The 24,840-nt window shown below is 69.2% G+C and carries 17 protein-coding genes and 2 rRNA genes; 16 read left to right on the top strand and 3 right to left on the bottom strand.

Going from position 1 to position 24,840, the window contains the following annotated elements:
• Window positions 1-56 precede the first annotated feature (56 nt).
• Window positions 57-353: a DUF2516 family protein gene (locus tag SOY78_RS10890; RefSeq protein ID WP_141844209.1), complete on the top strand. Its 297-nt coding sequence runs from the start codon at window positions 57-59 to the stop codon at window positions 351-353.
• 25 nt (window positions 354-378) lie between these two features.
• On the opposite strand, the gene SOY78_RS10885 is transcribed toward SOY78_RS10890, so the two are convergent.
• Window positions 379-1,221 carry a class I SAM-dependent methyltransferase gene (locus tag SOY78_RS10885; protein WP_324701572.1) on the bottom strand — a complete coding sequence of 281 codons (843 nt, stop codon included), beginning with the start codon at window positions 1,219-1,221 and terminating at the stop codon, window positions 379-381.
• 155 nt (window positions 1,222-1,376) lie between these two features.
• Between SOY78_RS10885 and SOY78_RS10880 the strand changes: the two genes are divergently transcribed.
• Both SOY78_RS10880 and SOY78_RS10875 read left to right on the top strand, forming a co-directional pair.
• Window positions 1,377-2,387: an IS481 family transposase gene (locus SOY78_RS10880; RefSeq protein WP_324701571.1), complete on the top strand. Its 1,011-nt coding sequence runs from the start codon at window positions 1,377-1,379 to the stop codon at window positions 2,385-2,387.
• A 9-nt stretch (window positions 2,388-2,396) separates the two neighbouring features.
• Window positions 2,397-3,155: a phosphoglyceromutase gene (locus SOY78_RS10875; protein WP_041104716.1), complete on the top strand. Its 759-nt coding sequence runs from the start codon at window positions 2,397-2,399 to the stop codon at window positions 3,153-3,155.
• A gap of 62 nt (window positions 3,156-3,217) precedes the next feature.
• Here the strand turns inward: SOY78_RS10875 and phoU are convergent, their stop codons facing one another.
• On the bottom strand, window positions 3,218-3,886 hold the full coding sequence (phoU, locus tag SOY78_RS10870; protein WP_200969876.1) for a phosphate signaling complex protein PhoU: 669 nt from the start codon (window positions 3,884-3,886) through the stop codon (window positions 3,218-3,220).
• Between the two features lie 163 nt (window positions 3,887-4,049).
• Here phoU and SOY78_RS10865 point away from each other — a divergent pair, with 163 nt between their 5' ends.
• Both SOY78_RS10865 and SOY78_RS10860 read left to right on the top strand, forming a co-directional pair.
• Window positions 4,050-5,279, top strand: a complete 1,230-nt coding sequence (locus SOY78_RS10865; protein WP_036384686.1) for a sensor histidine kinase — start codon at window positions 4,050-4,052, stop codon at window positions 5,277-5,279.
• Entirely contained in the window at window positions 5,276-5,956 is a 681-nt protein-coding gene (locus SOY78_RS10860; RefSeq protein WP_002858071.1) for a response regulator transcription factor, read from the top strand. The genes SOY78_RS10865 and SOY78_RS10860 overlap by 4 nt, the downstream gene beginning before the upstream one ends.
• A 91-nt stretch (window positions 5,957-6,047) precedes the next feature.
• On the opposite strand, the gene SOY78_RS10855 is transcribed toward SOY78_RS10860, so the two are convergent.
• Entirely contained in the window at window positions 6,048-6,599 is a 552-nt protein-coding gene (locus tag SOY78_RS10855; protein ID WP_036384688.1) for a hypothetical protein, read from the bottom strand.
• A 201-nt stretch (window positions 6,600-6,800) separates the two neighbouring features.
• On the opposite strand from SOY78_RS10855, the gene SOY78_RS10850 reads away from it, so the two are divergent.
• The 11 genes from SOY78_RS10850 to SOY78_RS10800 all read left to right on the top strand — a co-directional run bounded on the left by SOY78_RS10850 (window position 6,801) and on the right by SOY78_RS10800 (window position 24,825).
• Window positions 6,801-7,283: a CarD family transcriptional regulator gene (locus tag SOY78_RS10850; RefSeq protein WP_002858073.1), complete on the top strand. Its 483-nt coding sequence runs from the start codon at window positions 6,801-6,803 to the stop codon at window positions 7,281-7,283.
• 132 nt (window positions 7,284-7,415) lie between these two features.
• Window positions 7,416-8,714 (top strand): 2-C-methyl-D-erythritol 2,4-cyclodiphosphate synthase, encoded by a 1,299-nt coding sequence (gene ispF, locus SOY78_RS10845; protein ID WP_324701570.1) that lies wholly within the window; start codon window positions 7,416-7,418, stop codon window positions 8,712-8,714.
• A gap of 72 nt (window positions 8,715-8,786) precedes the next feature.
• Window positions 8,787-10,244: a cysteine--tRNA ligase gene (cysS, locus tag SOY78_RS10840; RefSeq protein ID WP_041104726.1), complete on the top strand. Its 1,458-nt coding sequence runs from the start codon at window positions 8,787-8,789 to the stop codon at window positions 10,242-10,244.
• A 74-nt stretch (window positions 10,245-10,318) separates the two neighbouring features.
• On the top strand, window positions 10,319-11,308 hold the full coding sequence (gene rlmB, locus SOY78_RS10835; RefSeq protein WP_324701569.1) for a 23S rRNA (guanosine(2251)-2'-O)-methyltransferase RlmB: 990 nt from the start codon (window positions 10,319-10,321) through the stop codon (window positions 11,306-11,308).
• A gap of 232 nt (window positions 11,309-11,540) precedes the next feature.
• Window positions 11,541-12,551, top strand: a complete 1,011-nt coding sequence (locus SOY78_RS10830) for an ABC transporter substrate-binding protein (protein ID WP_044658572.1) — start codon at window positions 11,541-11,543, stop codon at window positions 12,549-12,551.
• 130 nt (window positions 12,552-12,681) lie between these two features.
• The gene (locus tag SOY78_RS10825) at window positions 12,682-13,671 is read left to right on the top strand and encodes an ABC transporter permease (RefSeq protein WP_324701568.1); all 990 of its coding nucleotides are present in this window, start codon (window positions 12,682-12,684) and stop codon (window positions 13,669-13,671) included.
• Entirely contained in the window at window positions 13,664-14,455 is a 792-nt protein-coding gene (locus SOY78_RS10820) for an ABC transporter ATP-binding protein (protein ID WP_061866981.1), read from the top strand. Before SOY78_RS10825 ends, SOY78_RS10820 begins: the two co-directional genes overlap by 8 nt.
• A gap of 103 nt (window positions 14,456-14,558) precedes the next feature.
• Window positions 14,559-16,658 (top strand): alpha-1,4-glucan--maltose-1-phosphate maltosyltransferase, encoded by a 2,100-nt coding sequence (locus SOY78_RS10815; protein ID WP_061866980.1) that lies wholly within the window; start codon window positions 14,559-14,561, stop codon window positions 16,656-16,658.
• A 40-nt stretch (window positions 16,659-16,698) separates the two neighbouring features.
• Window positions 16,699-19,029, top strand: coding sequence for a 1,4-alpha-glucan branching protein GlgB (gene glgB, locus SOY78_RS10810; RefSeq protein ID WP_061873265.1), 2,331 nt, complete (start codon window positions 16,699-16,701; stop codon window positions 19,027-19,029).
• A 743-nt stretch (window positions 19,030-19,772) separates the two neighbouring features.
• Window positions 19,773-21,295, top strand: a 16S ribosomal RNA gene (locus SOY78_RS10805).
• Window positions 21,296-21,733: 438 nt separating this feature from the next.
• Window positions 21,734-24,825 (top strand): 23S ribosomal RNA (locus tag SOY78_RS10800).
• Together the 16S and 23S rRNA genes form the textbook arrangement of a ribosomal RNA operon.
• Window positions 24,826-24,840 lie beyond the last annotated feature (15 nt).

The raw sequence follows: 24,840 nt of genomic DNA, 5'->3' as shown, positions 1-24,840 counted from the left end.
ACGGGGAAGGAACCCGGCCGGGCCGACCGCCTAGACTGACCGGCATGAGCGCCCCCATGCACGTCGCCCTCCTCGTCGACCACTGGCTGTTCCGCGTCCTGGCGATCGCCGCGCTCGTGCTCGAGGTCTGGGCGCTGGTGGATGTCGTCCGGCGCCGCCCCGACGACTTCGCCCGCATCGGGGGCCGGGACAGGAGCTTCTGGCTGATCCTGACCGGCGTCGCCGCCGTCGTCGGGCTCCTCGGCGTGCTCGCGGGCGGCGGGATGGGCATGTTCGGCCTCGTGGCCGCGTGCGTGGCGTGCGTCTACCTCGCTGGCCCCCGCCAGGACATGGGCCCGGCCCTGCGCCGCTGAGGGCCCCGCGCCGTCGGCGGCGCCCTCATGACGACGGCGCCACCGCCGCCCAGCGCACGCTCAGCTCCCCGCGCCGCCACTGGTGCGGGCCGCCCAGCACGGGCCAGCCCGCCGAGCGCAGCGTGCCGACCGTCGCCAGCCACCGCTGCCGCGTCCCGTAGGCCGCGAGCGGGGCATGCGCGGCCCACGCGGCGTCGGCCTCAGCCAGGAGCCGATGGACGGGCTCCCCGGGCACGTGCCGGTGGATGAGGACCTTCGGCAGGCGCGCCGCCACGTCCGAGGGGCGGGCGAAAGACCCCAGCCGGAGGGCCACGGTCAGGCTCGCGGGCCCGTCCCGACGCAGGTCCACCCAGGCCGCCCGCCGGCCGTCCTCGGAGCAGGTGCCCTCCACGAGGACGCCGTCGTCGGCGAGCCCCGCGCACAGCAGGGACCAGATCGCGGGCACGTCCTCCTCCCGGTACTGGCGCAGCACGTTGAATGCGCGCACCACGGTGGGCGGCCGCGGCACGGGCAGCTCGAAGCCGCCGACCGCCCAGGTGACCCCCGGCAGGCCGCCGGCCCGCTCCCGGGCCCGGGCCACCCGAGCGGGGTCGATCTCGAGGCCCACCAGCTCGAGGGCCGGGTTCTGCACGCGCAGCCGCTGGGCCATCTCGACGGCGGTCACCGGCTCCGCGCCGAAGCCCAGGTCCACGGCCAGCGGGCGGGGCGTGCGCCGCAGCAGGGGGCCGTGCACGTCCGTGAGCCAGCGGTCCACCCGGCGCATCCGCTGCGCCGCCGTCGTGCCGCGGGTGATGTGGCCCTGCGGGCCCCGTGCCGGGCCGGGGCCAGGCGTCGTGCGCGCGCGCAGCCGCCGGGCCTTCTCCACCATGGGTTCCAGCGTAGGGGAGCGGCGGGACGGGTCCGCCTAGGTGTTGTGGGTCATGAGGTTCTTGACACGAGGCACGGGCTGAGATGAGACGAGCGGGCTCCGCCCCGCAGGATGGGAATTGCGACATCCACTCATCCGCGGAAGGAAGCCCGCTCGTGACTCACGCTAACGCACCTCTGACCCCCACCGGCCGGCTGCGCATGGTCCACCGCCACCTGAACGACGGGATCCCGCAGTCCCACGTGGCCGCGGAGTTCCGCGTCAGTCGGCCCACGGTGGCCACCTGGGTCGCCCGCTACCGTGCCGAAGGCGAGGCAGGACTGCAAGACCGGTCGAGCCGGCCCCATCGCTCACCTGCCCGGCTCGACCCCGCGATCGTGGCCGAGCTGGAGGCCCTGCGCCGGGCCGAGAAGTGGTCCGCCCGGCGCATCCATCACCATCTGGTCGGCGAGGGCCACCAGGTGTGTCTTCGCACCGTGGGGCGGTGGCTGCACCGGGCCGGGATCTCCCGCCTACGGGACCTGACCCCAGCCGGAGAAGACCTCCGCCGGCAGCCGGCCCGGAGGATCACCGCGAGGGGGCCAGGGCACATGGTGCACCTGGACGTGAAGAAGATCGGACGCATCCCTGAAGGGGGAGGCTGGCGCGCCCACGGAAGAGACAGTGAGGCAGGGCGTGCTTCCAAGCGGGGGTCTGGCCAGCGGGTCGGCTACACCTACCTGCACTCGGCGATCGACGGGTTCACCCGCCTGGCGTACACGGAGGCGCTGGAGGATGAGCGGGCGGTGACCACGATCGGGTTCTACTGCCGGGCCCGCGCGTTCTTCGCCGCTCACGGCATCACCGCGGACCGGGTGGTCACGGACAACGGGAACAACTACCGGGCCGTGGACTTCACCGCGAAGGTGGTCTCTCTCGGGGGCCGGCATCACCGGATCCGCCCCTACACGCCAAAGCACAACGGGAAGGTCGAGCGGTACAACCGGCTGATGGTCGATGAGGTCCTCTACGCCCGCCCCTACACCTCAGAGCGGGCTCGGCGTGAGGCCCTTCAGGTGTGGGTGAATCACTACAACTACCATCGGCCGCATACGTCCTGCGGAGATGCTCCACCGGCCTCGTTGGCCCCGGTGCGTGTCAACAACGTCATGCCCTCCTACACCTAGGATGGTGACATGGCGAACACCACGTACACGCTGGTCCTGCTGCGGCACGGTCAGAGCGAATGGAACGAGAAGAACCTGTTCACCGGCTGGGTGGACGTCCCGCTGACCGAGAAGGGGCGCGCCGAGGCCGCCCGCGGCGGTGAGCTGCTGGAAGCGGAGGGCATCCGCCCGGACGTGGTCCACACGTCCCTGCTCAAGCGCGCCATCACCACGGCCAACCTGGCCCTCGAGGCCGCGGACCGCCAGTGGATCCCGGTCAAGCGCAGCTGGCGCCTGAACGAGCGCCACTACGGCGCCCTCCAGGGCAAGGACAAGGCCCAGGTGAAGGAGGAGTTCGGCGAGGAGCAGTTCATGGTCTGGCGCCGGTCCTTCGACACCCCGCCGCCCGCCCTGGACGACGACTCCGAGTTCTCCCAGGTCGGCGACGAGCGCTACGCGGATCTGGGCAAGGACGCCCCCCGCACCGAGGCCCTCAAGCAGGTCATCGACCGCCTGCTGCCCTACTGGGAGGAGCAGGTCCTGCCCGACCTCAAGGCCGGCAAGACCGTGCTGATCGCCGCGCACGGCAACTCGCTGCGTGCGCTGGTCAAGCACCTGGACGGCATCTCGGACGAGGACATCGCGGGCCTGAACATCCCGACGGGCATCCCGCTGGTCTACGAGCTGGACCAGAACTTCAAGCCGATCACCGCGAACGGCCGCTACCTCGACCCGGAGGCCGCCGCGGCCGGCGCGGCCGCCGTGGCCGCCCAGGGCTCCGCGCACTGACGCGCCCGACGACGACGGGCCGGGACCCCCGTCGGGGGCCCGGCCCGTGGCGTCGGGGACGGTCAGGAGCCGGTGGCGTCCGGACGGTGGGTCGCCCACTCGCCCGTGACGAGGTAGCGCACCTTGGCGGCCACGGACAGGCCGTGGTCCGTGAACCGCTCGAGGTAGCGCGAGGCCAGCGTGACGTCCGTGGTGGTGGCCGGCGTCGCGCTCCAGTCCGGGGCGGCGATCGCGCGGAAGACGGACAGGTGCAACGCGTTGACGTCCTCGTTGAGGGCGTCGATCCGGTCCCCGTGCGCCAGGTCCTGGGTCTCGAGCAGCAGGACGACCTCCTCGGCCACCTCCACGGCGGCGTCGCACATCGCGGTGATCACGGTCCGGACCTGTTCCGGGATGACGTGCTCGGGGTAGCGCAGCCGGGTCAGCTGGGCCACGTGGCGGGCGAGGTCGCCCATGCGCTCGAGCGAGGAGCTCATCCGCAGCGTGGCGACGACGGTGCGCAGGTCCGTGGCCACGGGCGCCTGCAGCGCCAGGATGCGCACGGCCTGCTCGTCGAGGGACTCCTGCAGCTGGTCGATCCGCGCGTCCTCCGAGATGACCCGTTCGGCGCCGTGCACGTCGGCCGTCTCGAGGGCGGCCTGCGCGTCCATCATGGCGCGGTGCACGAGGCGGGCAATCTCGGTCAGGTCGCGGCCCAGCCGTTCGAGGTCGGCTCGGTAGAGCTCGCGCATGGTCTCCTCTCCCCGGCGACGCCCGTGCGCCGCCGACCCCGACTCCCCGGGGCAACGGTCCACCCTGGCAGGGCAAGATGAACGGCCCATGAACGCCGATCGTCCGGCGTCTGGCGACGCCGGGCCAGCCCGTCTCCGGGCCGCCAGAGGCTAGTCTGGTGCCGTGGATCCCGTCATCATCGGCCTGCTGTGCGGAGCGGTCGGACTGTTCACCGGAGTGGCCTCCATGCTGGCCTTCCGGGCGTCCGAGCGCTCGCGGACAGTGGACCTGACGGTCGGCGAACCCACCCTCGCCCCGGGCGCCGCCGAGGTCCTCTCCGTGGTCGGCCGCGCGTACGCGGTGGTGGACGACGTCGACGGCGTGGTGCGCGCGAACCCCGCGGCCTACGCCCTGGGCCTCGTGCGGGGGCACTCGCTCGTCCAGGACCAGCTGCGGGAGCTCACGCGGACCGTGCGGGCCGACGGCGTCATCGTCGAGCGCCGCATGGAGCTGCCCCGAGGACCCCTCGGGCAGTCGAGCCTCGTCGTCGAGCTGCGCGTGGCCCCGCTGGACGAGGAGTACATCCTGATCCTCGCCGACGACCGCACGGACGTGACCCGCACCGAGGCCATGCGCCACGACTTCGTCGTCAACGTCTCGCACGAGCTCAAGACGCCGGTGGGCGCCATCTCCCTGCTCTCCGAGGCCATCGGCGACGCCGCGGAGGACGAGGAGGCGGTGCGTCGCTTCGCCGCACGCCTGGGCGTCGAGTCCCGCCGGCTCTCGGCCCTCGTGCAGGACATCATCGAGTTCTCCCGGCTGCAGGCCAAGGACGTGGTCCAGGACGGGGGGCCCGTGGACCTCAACGCCGTCGTCGCCGACGCCGTGGACCGCCTGCGCCTGACCGCCGAGGACCGCGGCATCGCGCTGCGCGTGGGCGGCCGCGTGGACGCGGTGGTGCACGGGGACCAGGACCAGCTGATGACCGCGGTGCGCAACCTGGTGGACAACGCGGTGCGCTACTCCCCGGAGGGCACCACGGTGGGCATCGGCCTGAGCTCCGTGGACGGGCTCGCGCAGGTCACCGTCACGGACCAGGGCATCGGCATCAGCCCGGAGGAGCAGGAGCGGGTCTTCGAACGCTTCTACCGCGTGGACGCGGCGCGGTCGCGTCAGACGGGCGGCACGGGCCTGGGGCTGAGCATCGTCAAGCACGTCGTCATCAACCACGGAGGGGAGGTCACCCTCTGGTCCCAGCCGGGCCGCGGGTCGACCTTCACCATCCGCCTGCCCGAGTGGGGGGACGGTGTCGCCGTCGACGGCGCGCCGGGCGCCGCCCACGTCACCGAGCGGCGCGGTCACCGGGTGACCGCCTCGGCCGCACCCCCGACCCGGAAGGAGACGAGCGCATGAGCCGCATTCTGATCGTGGAGGACGAGGAGTCGTTCAGCGACCCCCTGTCCTACCTCCTGGAGAAGGAGGGGTTCGAGGTCACCGTCGCCGCCGACGGCAACGAGGCCCTGAGCGTCTTCGAGCGCGACAGCGCGGACCTGATCCTCCTGGACCTGATGCTCCCGGGGATGTCCGGCACCGAGGTGTGCCGTCAGGTGCGCCAGCGCTCCAACGTCCCCGTGATCATGCTGACCGCGAAGGACTCGGAGATCGACAAGGTCGTCGGCCTCGAGCTCGGGGCGGACGACTACGTGACCAAGCCGTACTCCTCGCGTGAGCTGGTGGCCCGCGTCCGCGCCGTGCTGCGCCGTCAGGGGGAGCAGGAGGAGCCGATGTCGGCAACCATCAGCGCCGGCCCCGTGCGCATGGACGTCGAGCGGCACGTCGTCTCCGTGGACGGCGAGCAGGTGTCCCTGCCGCTCAAGGAGTTCGAGCTGCTGGAGATGCTGCTGCGCAACGCCGGGCGCGTGCTCACCCGCGGCCAGCTGATCGACCGCGTGTGGGGCTCCGACTACGTGGGGGACACCAAGACCCTCGACGTGCACGTGAAGCGCCTGCGCTCCAAGATCGAGCCCGATCCCTCGAGCCCCCGCTACCTCGTCACGGTGCGCGGCCTGGGCTACAAGTTCGAGGCCTGACCGGGGCGCTCCGCCCGCGACGACGACGGCCCCGGCTCCACCTCACGGTGGGGCCGGGGCCGTGGCGTGCCGGGCGCAGGCCCGGCGGAGGTCAGTGCTCCTCGCCGTAGTGGTGGGTCTCCTCGTGGAGGTGCCCGACGAGATCCTCCTCCGAGGGCTCGACTCCCTCGGGGAGCAGGTCACGGTACTGCTCCTGGGTGGCGCTCAGCAGCGGGACGGCCAGGTCGGCGGTGCCGCCGTTGCCGGAGACGGTCACGGGCAGGTTCTCGCCGACCCACACGCCCTCGCGCTCCAGGACGGTCGTGTTCGCCTCGTCCTCGAGCTTGCGGCTCTCGCCGGCGGGGACCTTCAGGGTCGCGGAGCCGCCGCCCTCGGCCTGGAAGGTGTAGGTCTGATCCTGGCCGGAGGTGTTCTCCACGGTGCCGATCAGGCGGGCGGGGCCCGACTCGCCGTCGCCGACGAGGGCGAGGTTGCGGTAGCTCAGGAAGTCCTGCTCCTGGCCGTTGATGCCGTCCGAGGGGGAGTACTGGATGGCGGTGGCGATCGGGCTCACGGCGGAGCAGCCGGTGGCGCCCAGCAGGGCGACCGCGGCCAGCGCACCTGCGGCGAGGTGGCGCCGGGCGGGCCGGGATGCGTTCTTCACAGAGGTCTCCTCAGGTGCGATGACGTGCTCAGGAGCCCCGAGGCAGGGGCCCTGCCAGGTCAGGCTACCGCATCCAGGGACGCCGGCAGGCCTGTGCTGCGGGGTCGTCCACTATCACATCCGGAGGCCGAAGATGTGACGGCACGCGCGGCATGACGAGGCCGCATGATAGAATGAGACGACTGAAAGGGGCACAACAACATGGTTTTTGAGGTCGGAGAGACCGTCGTCTACCCCCACCACGGTGCTGCGCGGATCGAGGAGATCAAGATGCGCACCATCAAGGGGGAGGAGAAGATGTACCTCAAGCTCAAGGTGGCGCAGGGAGACCTGACCATCGAGGTCCCTGCGGAGAACGTCGACCTCGTCGGCGTGCGTGACGTCGTGGATGCGGAGGGGCTCGAGCACGTCATGGAGGTCCTGCGCGCCGAGCACGTGGAGGAGCCGACCAACTGGTCCCGCCGCTACAAGGCCAACCTGGAGAAGCTCGCCAGCGGCGACGTCAACAAGGTGGCCGAGGTCGTCCGCGACCTGTGGCGCCGCGACCAGGACCGCGGCCTGTCCGCCGGCGAGAAGCGCATGCTCTCGAAGGCCCGCCAGGTGCTCGTGTCCGAGCTGGCACTGGCCAAGAAGGTCACCGAGGAGGAGGCCGAGGGCCGCCTGGACAAGGTGCTCGAGGGCTGACGAGCAGCACACGGCAGGGGAGGGGCCCGCGTCCACGACGCGGGCCCCTCCCCTGTCTCGTCCCCGGCCACGGCCGTCGCCGCCGGGGGGGTCCCGGGCCGCGGACACCGGCGCGCTCCCTAGGATGAGGCCATGCCCACCGCCCTCGTGATCGCCGCCGCCGGCGCCGGCACCCGCCTCGGCGCCGGGCTGCCCAAGGCCCTCGCCCCCCTCGCGGACGGCCGCACCCTCCTGCACCACTGCCTGGCGTCCGTCGCCGCCGCACGCGCCGCCGGGCTCGCCCTCGACGCCGTCGTGGTGCTCACCCCGCCGGCGGGGGCCGACGCCGGCCGCGTGGCCGCCGAGGTCGACGCCGGTCCGCGACTGGACGTGCCCGTGCACTGCGTGCCCGGCGGCGCCGAGCGCGCGGACTCGGTCCGCGCCGGGCTCGCCGCGGCCGCCCGCGCTCTGGCCGACCTCGCCCCGGCGGGGGCGCCCCGCCGCGTCCTCGTCCACGACGCGGCCCGCGCGCTGACCCCGCCGAGCGTGTTCGGGGCCGTGACGGCGGCGCTCGAGACCGGCGCGGTCGCCGCGGTCCCGGGCCTGCCGCTGACGGACACCGTCAAGCAGGTCACTCCCGGCCGGGGCGGCGTCGACGTCGTCGCGGCCACGCCGGCCCGCGCCGGCCTGCGCGCGATCCAGACGCCGCAGGGCTTCGATCTGGGCACCCTGCTGGCGGCCCACGAGGCCGTGCGCGCGGACCCCACGCTCGACGCCGCGGCGCTCACCGACGACGCGATGGTCATGGAGGCTGCGGGGCATGAGGTGGTGGTGGTGCCCGGCGACCCGGCGGCGTTCAAGGTCACCGCCCCCGCCGACCTCGACCTCGCCCGCCTCGAGCTCGCCCGCCGCGCCCCCCAGGAGGAGGCTCCCATGGACCAGCCCGCCCGCCCCGCCGCGGCCGCCCCCCTGCCGCGCGTGGGGATCGGCACCGACGTGCACGCGTGGGCACCCGAGGACGCCCCCCGGCCCCTGTGGCTCGGCGGCATCCACTGGCCCGGCGAGCGGGGCGTGGCCGCGACCTCGGACGGGGATGTGGCCGCCCACGCGGCGTGCAACGCCCTGCTCTCCGCCGCCGGCCTCGGCGACCTCGGCGCCGTGTTCGGCGTCGACCGGCCCGAGATGGCGGACGCCTCCGGCGCGGACATGCTCCGCGAGGTGCTGCGCCTGCTGACGGAGGCGGGCGTCGCCGTCGGGAACGTGGCGGTCCAGGTGGTCGCACCCCGGCCCAAGGTGGGCACGCGCCGCGCGGAGATGGAGGCCGCCCTGTCCGCCGCCCTCGGCGGGGCCCCCGTGTCCGTCTCCGCCGCCACGACGGACCGGCTGGGCTTCATCGGGCGCAGGGAGGGGCTGGTGGGGATCGCGACCGCGCTCGTCGTCCCCGCGGCCTGAGCCCGCGTCGGCGCACCGACTAGGCTGGCAGAGCCCCGTCAGGACCCCGCCCCTCCGGAAGGACCGCGCCCCATGGCCCAGCGCTTCTACGACACCCGCACCGCGCAGATCCGGGACTTCGAGCCCCTCGTGCCCGGCGAGGCGTCGGTGTACTACTGCGGGGCCACGGTGCAGGGCATGCCGCACGTGGGCCACGTGCGCAGCGCGATCGTGTTCGACATCCTCATCCGCTGGCTCGAGGCCACCGGGCTGCGCGTCACCTCGGTGCGGAACGTGACGGACATCGACGACAAGATCCTCGACCGCTCGGCCGCCTCCCACGAGGCCGGCTTCGAGGCCTCGGACCTCTACCCGGCCCGCGAGCCGTGGTGGGCCCTGGCCTACCGGTTCGAGAAGGCGTTCGACGCCGCCTACCTCGCCCTCGGCGTCCGCCGTCCCACCTATGAGCCGCGCGCCACCGGCCACGTGCCCGAGATGTTCGCGCTCATCGAGCGCCTGATGGAGCGCGGCCACGCCTACCCCGCGCAGGACGGCTCGGGCGACGTCTACTTCGACGTCCGGTCCTGGGAGCGCTACGGCGAGCTCACCCGCCAGCGCGTCGAGGACATGCAGGACGCCCCCGACGCCGACCCGCGCGGCAAGCGCGACCCCCGCGACTTCGCCCTGTGGAAGGGCGCCAAGCCCGGCGAGCCCGCCACCGCCGTGTGGGAGTCGCCCTGGGGCGCCGGCCGCCCCGGATGGCACCTGGAGTGCTCGGCCATGTCCACGAAGTACCTCGGCGCCGAGTTCGACATCCACGGCGGCGGCCTGGACCTGCGGTTCCCGCACCACGAGAACGAGCTGGCCCAGTCGGCGGCCGCCGGTGACGGCTTCGCCCGCTTCTGGCTGCACAACGGGCTCGTCACCTACGGCGGCGAGAAGATGTCCAAGTCCGTGGGCAACACGATCTCCCCCGAGGAGATGCTCGGCATGGCCCGCCCGACGGCGGTGCGCTATTTCCTGGGGCAGGCCCACTACCGCTCCCAGCTCGACTACCGGCCCGGCGCCCTCGACGAGGCCGAGGCCGCCGTCGAGCGCATCGAGGGCTTCACGGCCCGCGCCCGCGCTGCCGGCGCCGTCCCGCCCGCCCCCGACGGGGCGCTCGCGGACCGCGTGCCCGCCGCCTTCCGCACCGCCATGGAGGACGACCTCAACGTGCCCCAGGCGCTCGCGGCCCTGCACGAGGCCGTGCGCGCCGGCAACTCGGCGCTGGCCGGGCAGGACCTCGACGCCGCGGCCGCCCGCCTGGCCGAGGTGGAGGCCATGACCGCGGTGCTGGGCCTGGACGACGTGCCCGAGGGCGACGACGCCGCGGCCGGCCCGGTGTCGGACGCCCTCGACTCGCTCGTCCGGTCGCAGATCGAGGCGCGGGCACAGGCCCGCGCGGACAAGGACTGGGCCACCGCGGACCGCATCCGCGATGCGCTGGCCGCGGCCGGCGTCGTGGTGGAGGACGGCGCCGACGGCGCCACATGGCGCCTGGCGGACTGACACCTAGACTGGAGGGCGATCCGGCGGCGCCCCGCGTGCCGCCGCCCCCGTCCCCGGCCCGCAGGAGTCCCGCCATGTCCACCGCCCCCCGCTCCGGCGGATCCCGCAAGCCCAAGGGCAAGAAGGGCCCCATGAAGGGCACCGGCGGCCACGGCCGCAAGGCGCTCGAGGGCCGCGGACCCACCCCCAAGGCCGAGGACCGGGTCTACCACAAGGCGCACCGCGCCAAGCAGCTGGCCGAGCGCTCGGCCGCCAAGCGCGGCCCCGTGAAGGACCAGGTCCGCGGCCGCGTGAAGCTCACGGACGAGACGGTCTCCGGTCGCAACCCCGTGCTCGAGGCGCTACGCGCGGGCATCCCGGCCAAGGCGCTGCACGTGGCCGTGCGCATCGAGATGGACGACCGCGTCAAGGAGGCCCTGCGCCTCTGCCTCGAACAGGGCGTGCCGGTCCTGGAGAACACCAAGCCGGAGCTGGACCGCCTCTCCGGCGAGGCCGTGCACCAGGGCATCGTGCTGCAGATCCCGCCCTATGAGTACGCGGACGCCACGGCCCTGGCCCTCGACGCGCTCGCGAAGCACGAGAAGGGGCACCTGCGGACCCCGCCGCTGCTGATCGCGCTCGACGGCATCACCGACCCCCGCAACCTCGGCGCCATCATCCGGGCCGGCTCCGCGTTCGACGCGGACGGCGTGATCGTGCCCGAGCGCCGCTCCGTCGGCGTGACCGCCACCGCCTGGCGCACCTCGGCCGGCGCGGCCGCGCGGGTGCCCGTGGCCCAGGCCGGCAACCTGAACACCACCCTCGTCGACCTGCACAAGGCCGGCTACTTCGTGCTGGGCCTCGACGGCGGCGGGGACGTCTCCCTGCCCGGGCTCGCCCTGGCCACGGAGCCGCTCGTGCTCGTGGTGGGGGCCGAGGGCAAGGGTCTGTCCCGCATGGTGCGGGAGCACTGCCAGCAGATCGTGTCCATCCCGATCGACTCGACGATGGAGTCCCTCAACGCCTCGATGGCGGTGGGCATCTCCCTGTACAAGATCTCGGTGCAGCGCGCCGGCGGGCGCTGACCTCCACGGCGTCCCGCCCGGGATGACGGCCGGGCGGGGACGCGGGGGTCGCACACGAAGCCCAGCGGGGCAGAGTGTCCACCGTGATGCCCATCACATGGCAGGATGTCGCGTGGACACGCCCACGTCTTGCCCGTGACGCGCGTCACCGCGCACAGTGTCTGCACTGTGTCCGACGGGCCCCCGTCGGCGAGCGCATCCCGCACCGCACCATCAGAACGAGGTCCGTCTCATGAAGCACCGCTCCCTCCCCCTCACCGCCGCCCTCGCCGTCGTCGCCCTCGGGCTCACGGCGTGCGGCGACTCCGGCTCCGGCGGCTCCGGCTCGTCCTCCGCCGCCGGCGGCGAGGGCTCCTACACCGTGGGCATCAACCAGCTCGTCTCCCACCCGGCGCTCGACGGCGCGGCCGAGGGCTTCAAGGAGGCGTTCGAGGACGCCGGCCTGGACGTGACGTTCGAGGAGCAGAACGCCCAGGGCGAGCAGGCCACCGTCACCTCCATCGCCTCCACCTTCGCCAACGACGCGGACGTCGACCTCGTGGCCGCGATCGCGACCCCCGCCGCGCAGGGCACCGCCTCGGCCGTGAAGGACAAGCCGGTCGTGTTCATGGCGGTCACCGATCCGAAGGGCGCTGAGCTCGTGGCCTCGGACGAGGCCCCGGGCGGCAACGTCACCGGCGTCTCGGACCGCAACCCGGTCAAGGAGCAGCTGCAGCTGCTCAAGGACGTGAAGCCGGACGCCACGACCGTCGGCATCGTCTACAACTCCGGCGAGGCCAACTCCAAGGTCCAGGTGGACCAGGCCAAGGAGGCCGGCAAGGAGCTGGGCCTCGAGGTCAAGGAGGCCACCATCACCAACTCGTCCGAGGTCCAGCAGGGCGTGCAGTCCCTGTCCGGCGTGGACGGCATCTACGTGCCCACGGACAACGCCGTCGTCTCGGCGCTGGAGACCGTGGTGGGCTACGGCGAGGAGCAGCGCATCCCCGTCATCTCGGCGGACATCGACTCCGTGGAGCGCGGTGCCCTGGGCACGTACGGCATCGACTACGAGGCGCACGGCAAGCAGGCCGGCGAGATGGCCGTGAAGATCCTCAAGGACGGCGCGAAGCCGGCCGAGCTGCCCGTGGGCTACGCCGACCCGGCCAACCTGCAGCTCGTGCTGAACCCGAAGGCCGCCGAGGCCTACGGCGTCGAGATCCCCGCCGAGCTCACGGACAGGGCCGACCAGCTCGTCGAGGGCTGATCCCGCGCCTGACCCGCCTCCGCGGCGGCCCGGACCACAGGGTCCGGGCCGCCGCGGAGCACGTCGACGGCCGGCCCACCCCGCCCGCCGTCGTCCGTCCCCCTCGCACCGCCCGAAAGGCACCCACCCCATGCTGACCGCAGTGGAACTGGGTCTGATCTACGCCGTCGTCGCGCTCGGCGTGTACCTGACCTTCCGCATCCTCGACTTCCCCGACCTCACGGTGGACGGCTCGTTCACCACCGGCGCCGCCACGGCCGCCGTGCTCATCACGGGCGGCACGCCGGTGCCACTGGCCATGCTCGCCGCGTTCGTGGCGGGCGCGCTCGCGGGCCTCGTCACCGGCCTGCTGCACACCAAGGGCCGGATCGACGGCCTGCTCGCCGGCATCCTCACGATGATCGCGCTCTACTCGATCAACCTGCGGATCATGGGCAAGGCCAACATCCCCCTGCTCGGCCAGGACACCCTGTTCACGTGGCTCGACAACCTGGGCCTGGCCCGGAACTGGGGCTCGATCCTCGTGCTCTTCCTCGGCGTGTTCGTGGTGAAGCTGATCCTCGACTGGTTCCTGCACACGGACCTGGGCCTCGCCCTGCAGGCGACCGGTGACAACGAGGAGATGATCCGCTCGTACGGCGTCTCCACGGACCGGATGAAGATCCTCGGCCTGATGATCTCCAACGGCCTCGTGGCCCTCGGCGGCTCCCTGCTGGCCATGTACCAGGGCTTCGCGGACATCTCCATGGGCATCGGCCTCATCCTCGTGGGCCTGGCGTCCGTGATCGTGGGCCAGGCCGTGTTCGGCCAGCGCACGGTCTTCTGGGCGACGCTCGCCGTGATCGTCGGCGCCGTGCTCTACCGCCTGATCATCCAGTTCGCCCTCAACGCGGGCCTGAGCCCGAACGACATGAAGCTGATCTCCGCGGCTCTCGTCGTCGTGGCCCTGCTGCTGCCGCGCTTCGGCTTCGCCAAGCGCCTGAGCCTGCGCACTCGGGGCACGGCCGCGACCCCGGGGCCTGCCGCCGCCGCACCGGCCACCGCCGGCATGCCCCTGACCGGCGAGCCGGGCGGCGCCGCCCCCGCCGCATCCGTCCCCGAGGAGGCCCCCCGTGCTTGAGATCTCGCAGGTCTCCAAGACCTTCTTCCCGAACACCGTCAACGAGCGGCGCGCCCTGCAGGGCATCGACCTGCACCTGGCCGAGGGCGACTTCGTCACCGTGATCGGCTCCAACGGCGCCGGCAAGTCCACGATCCTGAACACGATCGCCGGCAAGCTGCTCCCGGACACCGGCACCGTGGCCGTAAGCGGCAAGGACGTCACCCGCATGCCGGACCACCGCCGCGCGGCCTCGATCGGCCGGGTGTTCCAGGACCCGACGGCGGGCACGGCACCGAACCTCACGATCGAGGAGAACATGGCCCTGGCCTGGCGACGCGGGCACGCCCGCGGGCTCTCGCGGGGCGTCTCCCGCGCCCGGCGCGCGATGTTCCGCGACGAGCTCACGAAGCTCGAACTCGGCCTGGAGAACCGCCTCACCGCCAAGGTCGGGCTGCTCTCCGGTGGCCAGCGTCAGGCGCTCAGCCTGCTCATGGCCACGTTCTCCGGACCGAAGATCCTGCTGCTGGACGAGCACACCGCCGCCCTGGACCCGTCCCGGGCGGAGCTGGTGACCCGCCTGACCCGGCAGGTGGTGGCCGAGCACCGGCTCACCACGCTGATGGTCACGCACAACATGTCCCAGGCCCTCGAGGTCGGCAACCGGCTGATCATGATGCACGACGGCCGGATCATCCTCGAGCTGGACGAGCAGGAGAAGGCCGGGCGCACCCCGGCGGACCTGCTGGCCGAGTTCGGCAAGATCAAGGGCGCCGTCGTGGACGACAAGACCATGCTGTCCTGAGCGTCCCGTCCGGCGCCCCGTCCCCGGCCCGCCCCTCCGCCCCCCACGGCGGGCGGGCGGGCCGGCCGTTCTCACCGGCGCGGCCGCGGGGTAGCGTCGTGGCGTGAGCACCGTGAAGCCCGACACCCAGAGCGCCACCGCAGCCGATGTCCGCCTCCAGACCGTCACGGGGCGTATCCCGGTGACGGACGTGCAGCCCGTGGTGCTGGACGGCCGGTTCCCGGCGAAGGCCGTGGTCGGCGAGGACATCCCCGTCCGCGCGACCGTGTTCCGCGAGGGCCACGACTCCGTGCGCGCCACCGTCCGCCTGTTCGACCCGGCCGGCGCCGAGGTGCAGCGCGTGCAGATGCGTCCGGGCCGGCCCGGCCTGGACGAGGTCGTGGCCACGCTGCGGCCCGCCGAGCCGGGCCTGCACCAGTTCGTGGTCGAGGGCTGGGACGATCCGGTGGGCACGTGGAAGCACGCGGCCACCGTCAAGATCGCCGCCGGCGTCGACGTGGAGCTGATGCTCGCCGAGGGCGCCGCCCTGTTCCGCCGGGCCGCCGAGGACGCGGAGCGCTCGGCCGAGGACCGCGCCGTGTTCGAGGAGGTCGTTCGCGGCCTCGAGGACGAGTCGCTCATCCCGGCCCAGCGCCTGGCCTCCGCCGAGTCGGCGGAGGTGTCCGCCGTCCTCCACGCCCGCCCCGTGCGGGAGCACCTCACGAGCTCCGAGCTCTACCCGCTGGACGTGCAGCGCGAGCTCGCCGGCCGCGGCGCCTGGTACGAGTTCTTCCCCCGCTCCGAGGGCGCCCGCTTCGACGAGGCCTCCGGCACGTGGTCCTCCGGCACCTTCGCGACGGCGGCCGACCGGCTCCCGGCGGTCGCCCGGATGGGCTTCCAGGTGGCCTACCTGCCGCCGATCCACCCGATCGGCACCACGCACCGCAAGGGTCCGAACAACACGCTGACTGCCGGGCCGCAGGACCCGGGCTCGCCGTGGGCGATCGGCGGGCCCGAGGGCGGGCACGACGCCGTGCACCCGGACCTGGGCACCGTCGAGGACTTCGAGGCGTTCGTGGCCGCGGCCGCGGACGAGGGCCTCGAAGTGGCCCTGGACCTGGCCCTGCAGTGCTCCCCGGACCACCCGTGGGTCACCGCGCACCCGGAGTGGTTCACCACCCGCGTGGACGGCACCATCGCGTACGCGGAGAACCCGCCGAAGAAGTACCAGGACATCTACCCGCTGAACTTCGACAACGACCCGGACGGCCTCGCCCAGGCGGTGCTGGACGTGGTGCGGGGCTGGGTGGCCCGCGGCGTGCACATCTTCCGCGTGGACAACCCGCACACCAAGCCCCTGTGGTTCTGGGAGTGGCTGATCGCGAAGGTCCGTGCCGAGGAGCCGCGCGTCGTGTTCCTCGCCGAGGCCTTCACCCGTCCCGCGATGATGCACGCCCTGGGCAGGGTCGGGTTCCAGCAGTCCTACGGGTACTTCACCTGGCGGAACACCGCCGAGGAGCTCGCGGAGTACCTCCAGGAGATCTCGCACGAGACGCCGGCGTTCTACCGCCCCAACCTCTTCGTCAACACGCCGGACATCCTCACGGAGTACCTGCAGCACGGCGGCCCGGGCGCGTTCCGGATCCGCGCCGTCGTCGCGGCCACGGCCAGCCCGCTGTGGGGCGTCTACGCCGGGTTCGAGCTGTTCGAGCACGTGGCCCGGCCCGGCGCGGAGGAGTACATCGACAACGAGAAGTACGAGTACCGTCCCCGGGACTGGGAGGGCGCGGAGGCCGCGGGCGCCTCGCTCGCCCCGTACCTCACCCGGCTCAATGAGATCCGCGCGGCGCACCCGGCGCTGGGCGACCTGCAGAACCTGACCCTGCACTCCTCGACGCACCCGGACCTGCTCGTGTTCTCGAAGACGCGCTCGGCCCGGCCCGAGGGCGCGCACCGGGACGCCGAGGCGGTCACCGACGCCGGTCCCGCGGAGGACACCCTGATCGTCGTCGTCACCACGAACCCGCACGACGTCGTCGAGGCGACCCTGGACCTGGACCTCGAGGCGCTGCGTCTGCGCCCCGAGGACCGCGACGCGTCCGGGGCCGTCGAGGTGGAGGACCTGCTCACCGGCCAGCGCTGGCAGTGGGGCCGCACCCCGTACGTCCGCCTGGACCCCAACGTCGAGCCCGCCCACGTCCTGCGGATCGTCCGGAACGGCTGAGCCGCTCCCGACGCCCGCCGTCCCCAGAACAGGAACCGCCATGACCCCGTCCGCCGCCCCCCGCCCCGCCGTCGCCCCGCTCGCCGTGGACCCGGAGGTGCTGGCCGCCGTCGCGCAGGGCCGGCACCACGATCCGCACACCGTGCTGGGCGCCCACCCGCATCCCGACGGCGCCGCGGTCACCTACCGCGTGCTGCGCCCGCTGGCGCGCACGGTCACGGTGGTCCGCGCCGGCGACGGGCAGCGCGTGGAGCTGACGCACGAGCACGACGGCGTGTTCGCGGGCGTGGCCCCGACGCCCCGTGTGGCCGGGGCCGCCGCGGGCGACTACCGCGTCGAGGTGGCATACGAGACCGAGGACGGCACGACCGGCCCCGTCCAGGAGCAGGACGACGCGTACCGGCACCTGCCCACGCTCGGCGAGCTGGACCTGCACCTGATCGGGGAGGGCCGGCACGAACGGCTGTGGGAGGTGCTCGGCGCCCGCGTGGTCCGCACCTCCGCCGACGAGGCCGTCGGCACGGCCTTCGCGGTCTGGGCGCCGAATGCGCGGGCGGTGCGCGTGGTGGGCGACCACAACGGCTGGGACGGCCGGACCCACGCCATGCGGTCCCTCGGCTCCTCCGGCGTGTGGGAGCTGCTGGCGCCCGGCGTCGGTCACGGCGACCGCTACAAGTTCGAGATCCTCGGTCGGGACGGGCTCTGGCGGCAGAAGGCGGACCCGATGGCCCGCTGGACGGAGGTCCCGCCGGCCACGGCCTCGCGGGTGCTGGAGTCCGACTACGACTTCGGGGACAGCGTCTGGATGGAGCGCCGCCGCGTCACGGACCCGCATGAGCGCCCGCTGAGCATCTACGAGGTGCACCTGGGCTCGTGGCGGCCCGGGCTCGACTACCGGGAGCTGGCCGAGCAGCTCGTGGAGTACGTGCAGTGGCTGGGGTTCACGCACGTGGAGTTCCTGCCGGTCGCGGAGCATCCGTTCGGCGGGTCCTGGGGCTACCAGGTGACCGGCTACTACGCCCCCACCTCCCGGTTCGGCTCCCCGGACGAGTTCAAGCACCTGGTGGATGCGCTCCACCGGGCGGGGATCGGCGTCATCGTGGACTGGGTGCCCGCGCACTTCCCCAAGGACGAGTGGGCGCTCGCGCGCTTCGACGGGACCGCCCTGTACGAGCACCCGGACCCGCGGCGGGGCGAACATCCCGACTGGGGCACCCTCGTGTTCGACTTCGGCCGCACCGAGGTCCGCAACTTCCTCGTGGCCAACGCGCTCTACTGGCTCGGCGAGTTCCACATCGACGGGCTGCGCGTGGACGCCGTCGCCTCGATGCTCTACCTGGACTACTCGCGCGAGGACGGGCAGTGGGAGCCCAACGTGCACGGCGGCAACCACAACCTCGAGGCCATCGACTTCCTGCGCGAGGTCAACGCGACCGTGTACCGCCTGCACCCCGGCGTCCACATGATCGCGGAGGAGTCCACGGCCTTCTCCGGGGTGAGCGCTCCCGTGGACGCGGGCGGTCTCGGCTTCGGCAAGAAGTGGAACATGGGCTGGATGCACGACACCCTGGCCTACCTGTCCCAGGACCCGGTCAACCGCCGGTGGCACCACGGGCAGTGGACGTTCTCCATGGTGTACGCCTACTCGGAGAACTACGTGCTGCCGCTGTCCCACGACGAGGTCGTCCACGGCAAGGGCTCCCTGCTGGGCCGCATCCCGGGCGACCGTCGGCAGCAGCTGGCCACCCTGCGTGCCTACTACGGCTACATGTGGGCCCACCCCGGCAAGCAGCTGCTGTTCATGGGCGGGGAGTACGCGCAGCCGAGCGAGTGGTCCGAGGGCGAGGGCCTGGACTGGCCCGTCTCGTGGGACGAGGCGCACCGCGGGGTCCAGTTGACGATCCGGGAGCTCAACGCGCTCTACCGCAGCAAGCCGGCGCTGTGGTCGCTGGACCACAGCCCGGAGGGATTCGCGTGGGTGGACGGCGGCGACGCCGACGGCAACACGCTCGTGTTCCTCCGCCTGCCCGCTGCGCGGGTGGTGCCGGAGACGCGGATCGACGACGACGGCGCCGCGGTCCCGGCCGCCGAGCCGGGCGGTGCCCCGCTGCTGTGCATCACGAACCTCTCGGGGTCGCCGCGCCAGGGGTTGCGCGCGGGGGTGCCGTCCGCGGGGGAGTGGACGGTGGTGCTGGACACCGACGCGACCGACTTCCACGGTGACGGCTGGCGGGAGCAGACCGGCCAGTCCGAGGTGGTCACTGCCCATGAGGGCCAGTGGCAGGGCCAGCCGGCCCACGTCACGGTGAACGTGCCGGCGCTGACCACCCTGTGGCTGCAGCCGAACCCGGACACGACGGGCACGCCCTGAGGCGTGGTGCACGTCACGGTCGGCGGTCTCGGCGCGGAAGCGTCGAACGGGGCCGGCCAGGCCGAAGAAATCCGCGAGAACAGGCGGAAGCCGACCGTCCACCCGTGCCCGGACGCGGGGTGTCACCCCTGTTTTTGTGTTCGGTGGGATTCGGGTGTAGACTTCCATCTCGTGCTCAAGACGCCGACCGGGTGACCGGGGGGCGGGGTGAAGAACACAGAATCCGCGGATTCATGCCGAGAATGGCAGGTCCAGGGCGGGTGGTGCTCACCGGGTGCGCGGCCGGCAGTGATGCGGGTCGGGATTCCTGAAGACGATGATCTGGTTTGACAGCCGGGGATCGTGTGGTAAGGTTTTTGAGGCCTTCCACGTGGATGGTCCGGTGAGTGTCCGGCCCCGCGGTGAGCGGAGTTAACATGGTCGGATCGCGTGGTAAGGTTTTCTAGCCCGGCCACGTGAACGGACGGTGAAGGCTTCGGACACGGAGTTGACACGGTCGAATCGGATGGTCTAGGATGGAGAAGTTGCTCCAGAGCGAAACGGCCCGCGGAGTGGGTCGCTGAAGCTGGAAGCGCCTGTTGTTTGAGAACTCAATAGTGTGCCAAGTTTGTTGATGCCAATTGTTTTAACACATATTGGTTGATCATCGCCTGCCACCCCCGTAGTGTGGTGATGGTCTGCCAGGTATTGAATGGATGTCGTGGTGGTTATTTCCGGCTGCCACGGTGTTGTTCTGTAATTTTTTTACGGAGAGTTTGATCCTGGCTCAGGATGAACGCTGGCGGCGTGCTTAACACATGCAAGTCGAACGATGAAGCCCAGCTTGCTGGGTGGATTAGTGGCGAACGGGTGAGTAACACGTGAGTAACCTGCCCTTAACTCTGGGATAAGCCTGGGAAACTGGGTCTAATACCGGATAGGAGCGTCCACCGCATGGTGGGTGTTGGAAAGATTTATCGGTTTTGGATGGACTCGCGGCCTATCAGCTTGTTGGTGAGGTAATGGCTCACCAAGGCGACGACGGGTAGCCGGCCTGAGAGGGTGACCGGCCACACTGGGACTGAGACACGGCCCAGACTCCTACGGGAGGCAGCAGTGGGGAATATTGCACAATGGGCGCAAGCCTGATGCAGCGACGCCGCGTGAGGGATGACGGCCTTCGGGTTGTAAACCTCTTTCAGTAGGGAAGAAGCGAAAGTGACGGTACCTGCAGAAGAAGCACCGGCTAACTACGTGCCAGCAGCCGCGGTAATACGTAGGGTGCGAGCGTTATCCGGAATTATTGGGCGTAAAGAGCTCGTAGGCGGTTTGTCGCGTCTGTCGTGAAAGTCCGGGGCTTAACCCCGGATCTGCGGTGGGTACGGGCAGACTAGAGTGCAGTAGGGGAGACTGGAATTCCTGGTGTAGCGGTGGAATGCGCAGATATCAGGAGGAACACCGATGGCGAAGGCAGGTCTCTGGGCTGTAACTGACGCTGAGGAGCGAAAGCATGGGGAGCGAACAGGATTAGATACCCTGGTAGTCCATGCCGTAAACGTTGGGCACTAGGTGTGGGGACCATTCCACGGTTTCCGCGCCGCAGCTAACGCATTAAGTGCCCCGCCTGGGGAGTACGGCCGCAAGGCTAAAACTCAAAGGAATTGACGGGGGCCCGCACAAGCGGCGGAGCATGCGGATTAATTCGATGCAACGCGAAGAACCTTACCAAGGCTTGACATGTTCTCGATCGCCGTAGAGATACGGTTTCCCCTTTGGGGCGGGTTCACAGGTGGTGCATGGTTGTCGTCAGCTCGTGTCGTGAGATGTTGGGTTAAGTCCCGCAACGAGCGCAACCCTCGTTCCATGTTGCCAGCACGTAATGGTGGGGACTCATGGGAGACTGCCGGGGTCAACTCGGAGGAAGGTGAGGACGACGTCAAATCATCATGCCCCTTATGTCTTGGGCTTCACGCATGCTACAATGGCCGGTACAATGGGTTGCGATACTGTGAGGTGGAGCTAATCCCAAAAAGCCGGTCTCAGTTCGGATTGGGGTCTGCAACTCGACCCCATGAAGTCGGAGTCGCTAGTAATCGCAGATCAGCAACGCTGCGGTGAATACGTTCCCGGGCCTTGTACACACCGCCCGTCAAGTCACGAAAGTTGGTAACACCCGAAGCCGGTGGCCTAACCCTTGTGGGGGGAGCCGTCGAAGGTGGGACCAGCGATTGGGACTAAGTCGTAACAAGGTAGCCGTACCGGAAGGTGCGGCTGGATCACCTCCTTTCTAAGGAGCATTAGTGCCCGTTGCATCACCGCGTGTGTGATGGCGGGTTGCTCATGGGTGGAACATCAATGAATGGTGCCAGTGGTGGTGCCGGCAGTGCTCGAGTACGTCATGCCTGTGAGGGTGTGGTTGGAATGGGTGGTGTTGGTGGCTGCGAGCTGGTGTTGGCACACTGTTGGGTCCTGGAACAGCAGGCACCCTGACCTGTGAGGGTTGGGGTTGTTGTTTCTGGTGTCCGTGCCTTGTGAAGCTGGCCTGTGTGGTTGGTGGATGGGGTGTGGGTTGTTGTTTGAGAACTGCATAGTGGACGCGAGCATCTTATTTTTTGTTGCTGCATCGTTGATCGCACTGTTCCCCCCTGGGGTGGTGTGTGAGGTGTGGTGATGCCGAGAATGACATCTTAGTTAGATATTGCTCATTTGAGGACTTTCATTGTGTGTGAAAGTTTCCAAGGGCGCATGGTGGATGCCTTGGCAACAGGAGCCGAAGAAGGACGTGGGAATCTGCGATAAGCCTGGTGGAGTCGATAACCGGACGTTGAGACCAGGATTTCCGAATGGGGAAACCCCGCACGACGTGTCGTGTGACCCCCGGTTGAACACATAGACCGGGTGGAGGGAACGTGGGGAAGTGAAACATCTCAGTACCCACAGGAAGAGAAAACAAAAGTGATTCCGTTAGTAGTGGCGAGCGAACGCGGATGGGGCTAAACCGTATGTGTGTGATACCCGGCAGGGGTTGCATGTGCGGTGTTGTGGGCCCCTCCTTGTCATGTCTGCCGGCATGGCGCAGTGAGGTGCGGGCATATAGACGAACCAGTGTGGATGCTGGACCGTAGAGGGTGAGAGTCCCGTAGTCGAAATGTGTTCCGCCGCTGTTGGAGGGTTGCCCGAGTAGCACGGGGCCCGAGGAATCCCGTGTGAATCTGCCAGGACCACCTGGTAAGCCTGAATACTACCTGTTGACCGATAGCGGATCAGTACCGTGAGGGAATGGTGAAAAGTACCCCGGGAGGGGAGTGAAATAGTACCTGAAACCATGTGCCTACAAACCGTTGGAGCCTCCTTGTGGGGTGACAGCGTGCCTTTTGAAGAATGAGCCTGCGAGTTAGTGATACGTGGCGAGGTTAACCCGTGTGGGGAAGCCGTAGCGAAAGCGAGTCTGAATAGGGCGATTGAGTCGCGTGTCCTAGACCCGAAGCGGAGTGATCTACCCATGGCCAGGTTGAAGCGCGTGTAAGAGCGCGTGGAGGACCGAACCCACTTCAGTTGAAAATGGAGGGGATGAGCTGTGGGTAGGGGTGAAAGGCCAATCAAACTCCGTGATAGCTGGTTCTCCCCGAAATGCATTTAGGTGCAGCGTCACGTGTTTCTTCCCGGAGGTAGAGCTACTGGATGGACGATGGGCCCTACAAGGTTACTGACTTCAGCCAAACTCCGAATGCCGGGAAGTGAGAGCGTGGCAGTGAGACTGTGGGGGATAAGCTTCATAGTCGAGAGGGAAACAGCCCAGACCACCGGTTAAGGCCCCTAAGCGTGTGCTAAGTGGGAAAGGATGTGGAGTTGCTGAGACAACCAGGAGGTTGGCTTAGAAGCAGCCACCCTTGAAAGAGTGCGTAATAGCTCACTGGTCAAGTGATTCCGCGCCGACAATGTAGCGGGGCTCAAGTACACCGCCGAAACCGTGGCATTCAGTTTTGCTGGATGGGTAGGGGAGCGTCGTTCACGAGGTGAAGCCAGCGGGTAACTTCTGGTGGATTGTGGACGAGTGAGAATGCAGGCATGAGTAGCGAAAGACGGGTGAGAAACCCGTCCGCCGGATGACTAAGGGTTCCAGGGTCAAGCTAATCTGCCCTGGGTAAGTCGGGACCTAAGGCGAGGCCGACAGGCGTAGTCGATGGACAACGGGTTGATATTCCCGTACCAGTGAAGAACCGCCCATGCTGAGCCGGTGATACTAACCGCCCGAACCATCCCGAACCCCGTCTTTGACGGGGTCGGTGATGGGGAGCGCGGGACCTGAACCGGGGAGGCAAGCGCATTAACAGGTGTGACGCAGGAAGGTAGCCGGGCCGGGCAATGGAAATGACTTGGTCTAAGGGTGTAGGGCTGCCGGTAGGTAAATCCGCCGGCTGTATGCCTGAGACCTGATGGGCGCCCACGTGGTGGGTGATCCGGTGATCCTATGCTGCCTAGAAAAGCATCGGCGCGAGGTTCAAACTGCCCGTACCCTAAACCGACACAGGTGGTCAGGTAGAGAATACTAAGGCGATCGAGAGAATCATGGTTAAGGAACTCGGCAAAATGCCCCCGTAACTTCGGGAGAAGGGGGGCCCCAACCTTGAGCACCACGTGCTGGTGTGAGGGGATCGGGGCCGCAGAGACCAGGGGGAAGCGACTGTTTATCAAAAACACAGGTCCATGCGAAGTCGTAAGACGATGTATATGGACTGACTCCTGCCCGGTGCTGGAAGGTTAAGGGGACCCGTTAGCTTCGGCGAAGCGGAGAACTTAAGCCCCAGTAAACGGCGGTGGTAACTATAACCATCCTAAGGTAGCGAAATTCCTTGTCGGGTAAGTTCCGACCTGCACGAATGGAGTAACAACTTCCCCGCTGTCTCAACCATGAACTCGGCGAAATTGCATTACGAGTAAAGATGCTCGTTACGCGCAGAAGGACGGAAAGACCCCGTGACCTTTACTATAGTTTGGTATTGGTATTCGGTGTGACTTGTGTAGGATAGGTGGGAGACTGTGAAGCGGGCACGCCAGTGTTCGTGGAGTCGCCGTTGAAATACCACTCTGGTCACTCTGGATATCTAACTTCGGCCCGTGATCCGGGTCAGGGACAGTGCCTGATGGGTAGTTTAACTGGGGCGGTTGCCTCCCAAAATGTAACGGAGGCGCCCAAAGGTTCCCTCAGCCTGGTTGGCAATCAGGTGTCGAGTGCAAGTGCACAAGGGAGCTTGACTGTGAGAGTGGCAGCTCGAGCAGGGACGAAAGTCGGGACTAGTGATCCGGCGGCTCGTTGTGGAACGGCCGTCGCTCAACGGATAAAAGGTACCTCGGGGATAACAGGCTGATCTTGCCCAAGAGTCCATATCGACGGCATGGTTTGGCACCTCGATGTCGGCTCGTCGCATCCTGGGGCTGGAGTAGGTCCCAAGGGTTGGGCTGTTCGCCCATTAAAGCGGTACGCGAGCTGGGTTCAGAACGTCGTGAGACAGTTCGGTCCCTATCCTCTGCGCGCGTTGGAAATTTGAGAAGGTCTGTCCTTAGTACGAGAGGACCGGGACGGACGAACCTCTGGTATGTCAGTTGTACCGCCAGGTGCATGGCTGATTAGCTACGTTCGGGATGGATAACCGCTGAAAGCATCTAAGCGGGAAGCCGGCTTCGAGATGAGATTTCCTTGCCCCTTTGAGGGTGTGAGGCCCCCAGCTAGAACACTGGGTTGATAGGCTGGATGTGGAAGCGAGGACTGAAGACTCGTGAAGCTGACCAGTACTAATAGGCCGATGACTTACACACACTCTTATCCTATTG

Source organism: Micrococcus sp. HOU01 (assembly GCF_035609305.1).
Lineage (GTDB): Bacteria > Actinomycetota > Actinomycetes > Actinomycetales > Micrococcaceae > Micrococcus > Micrococcus luteus.
The sequence above is the reverse complement of the archived record's forward strand: the minus strand, read 5'-3'. Positions and strand labels throughout refer to the sequence as shown.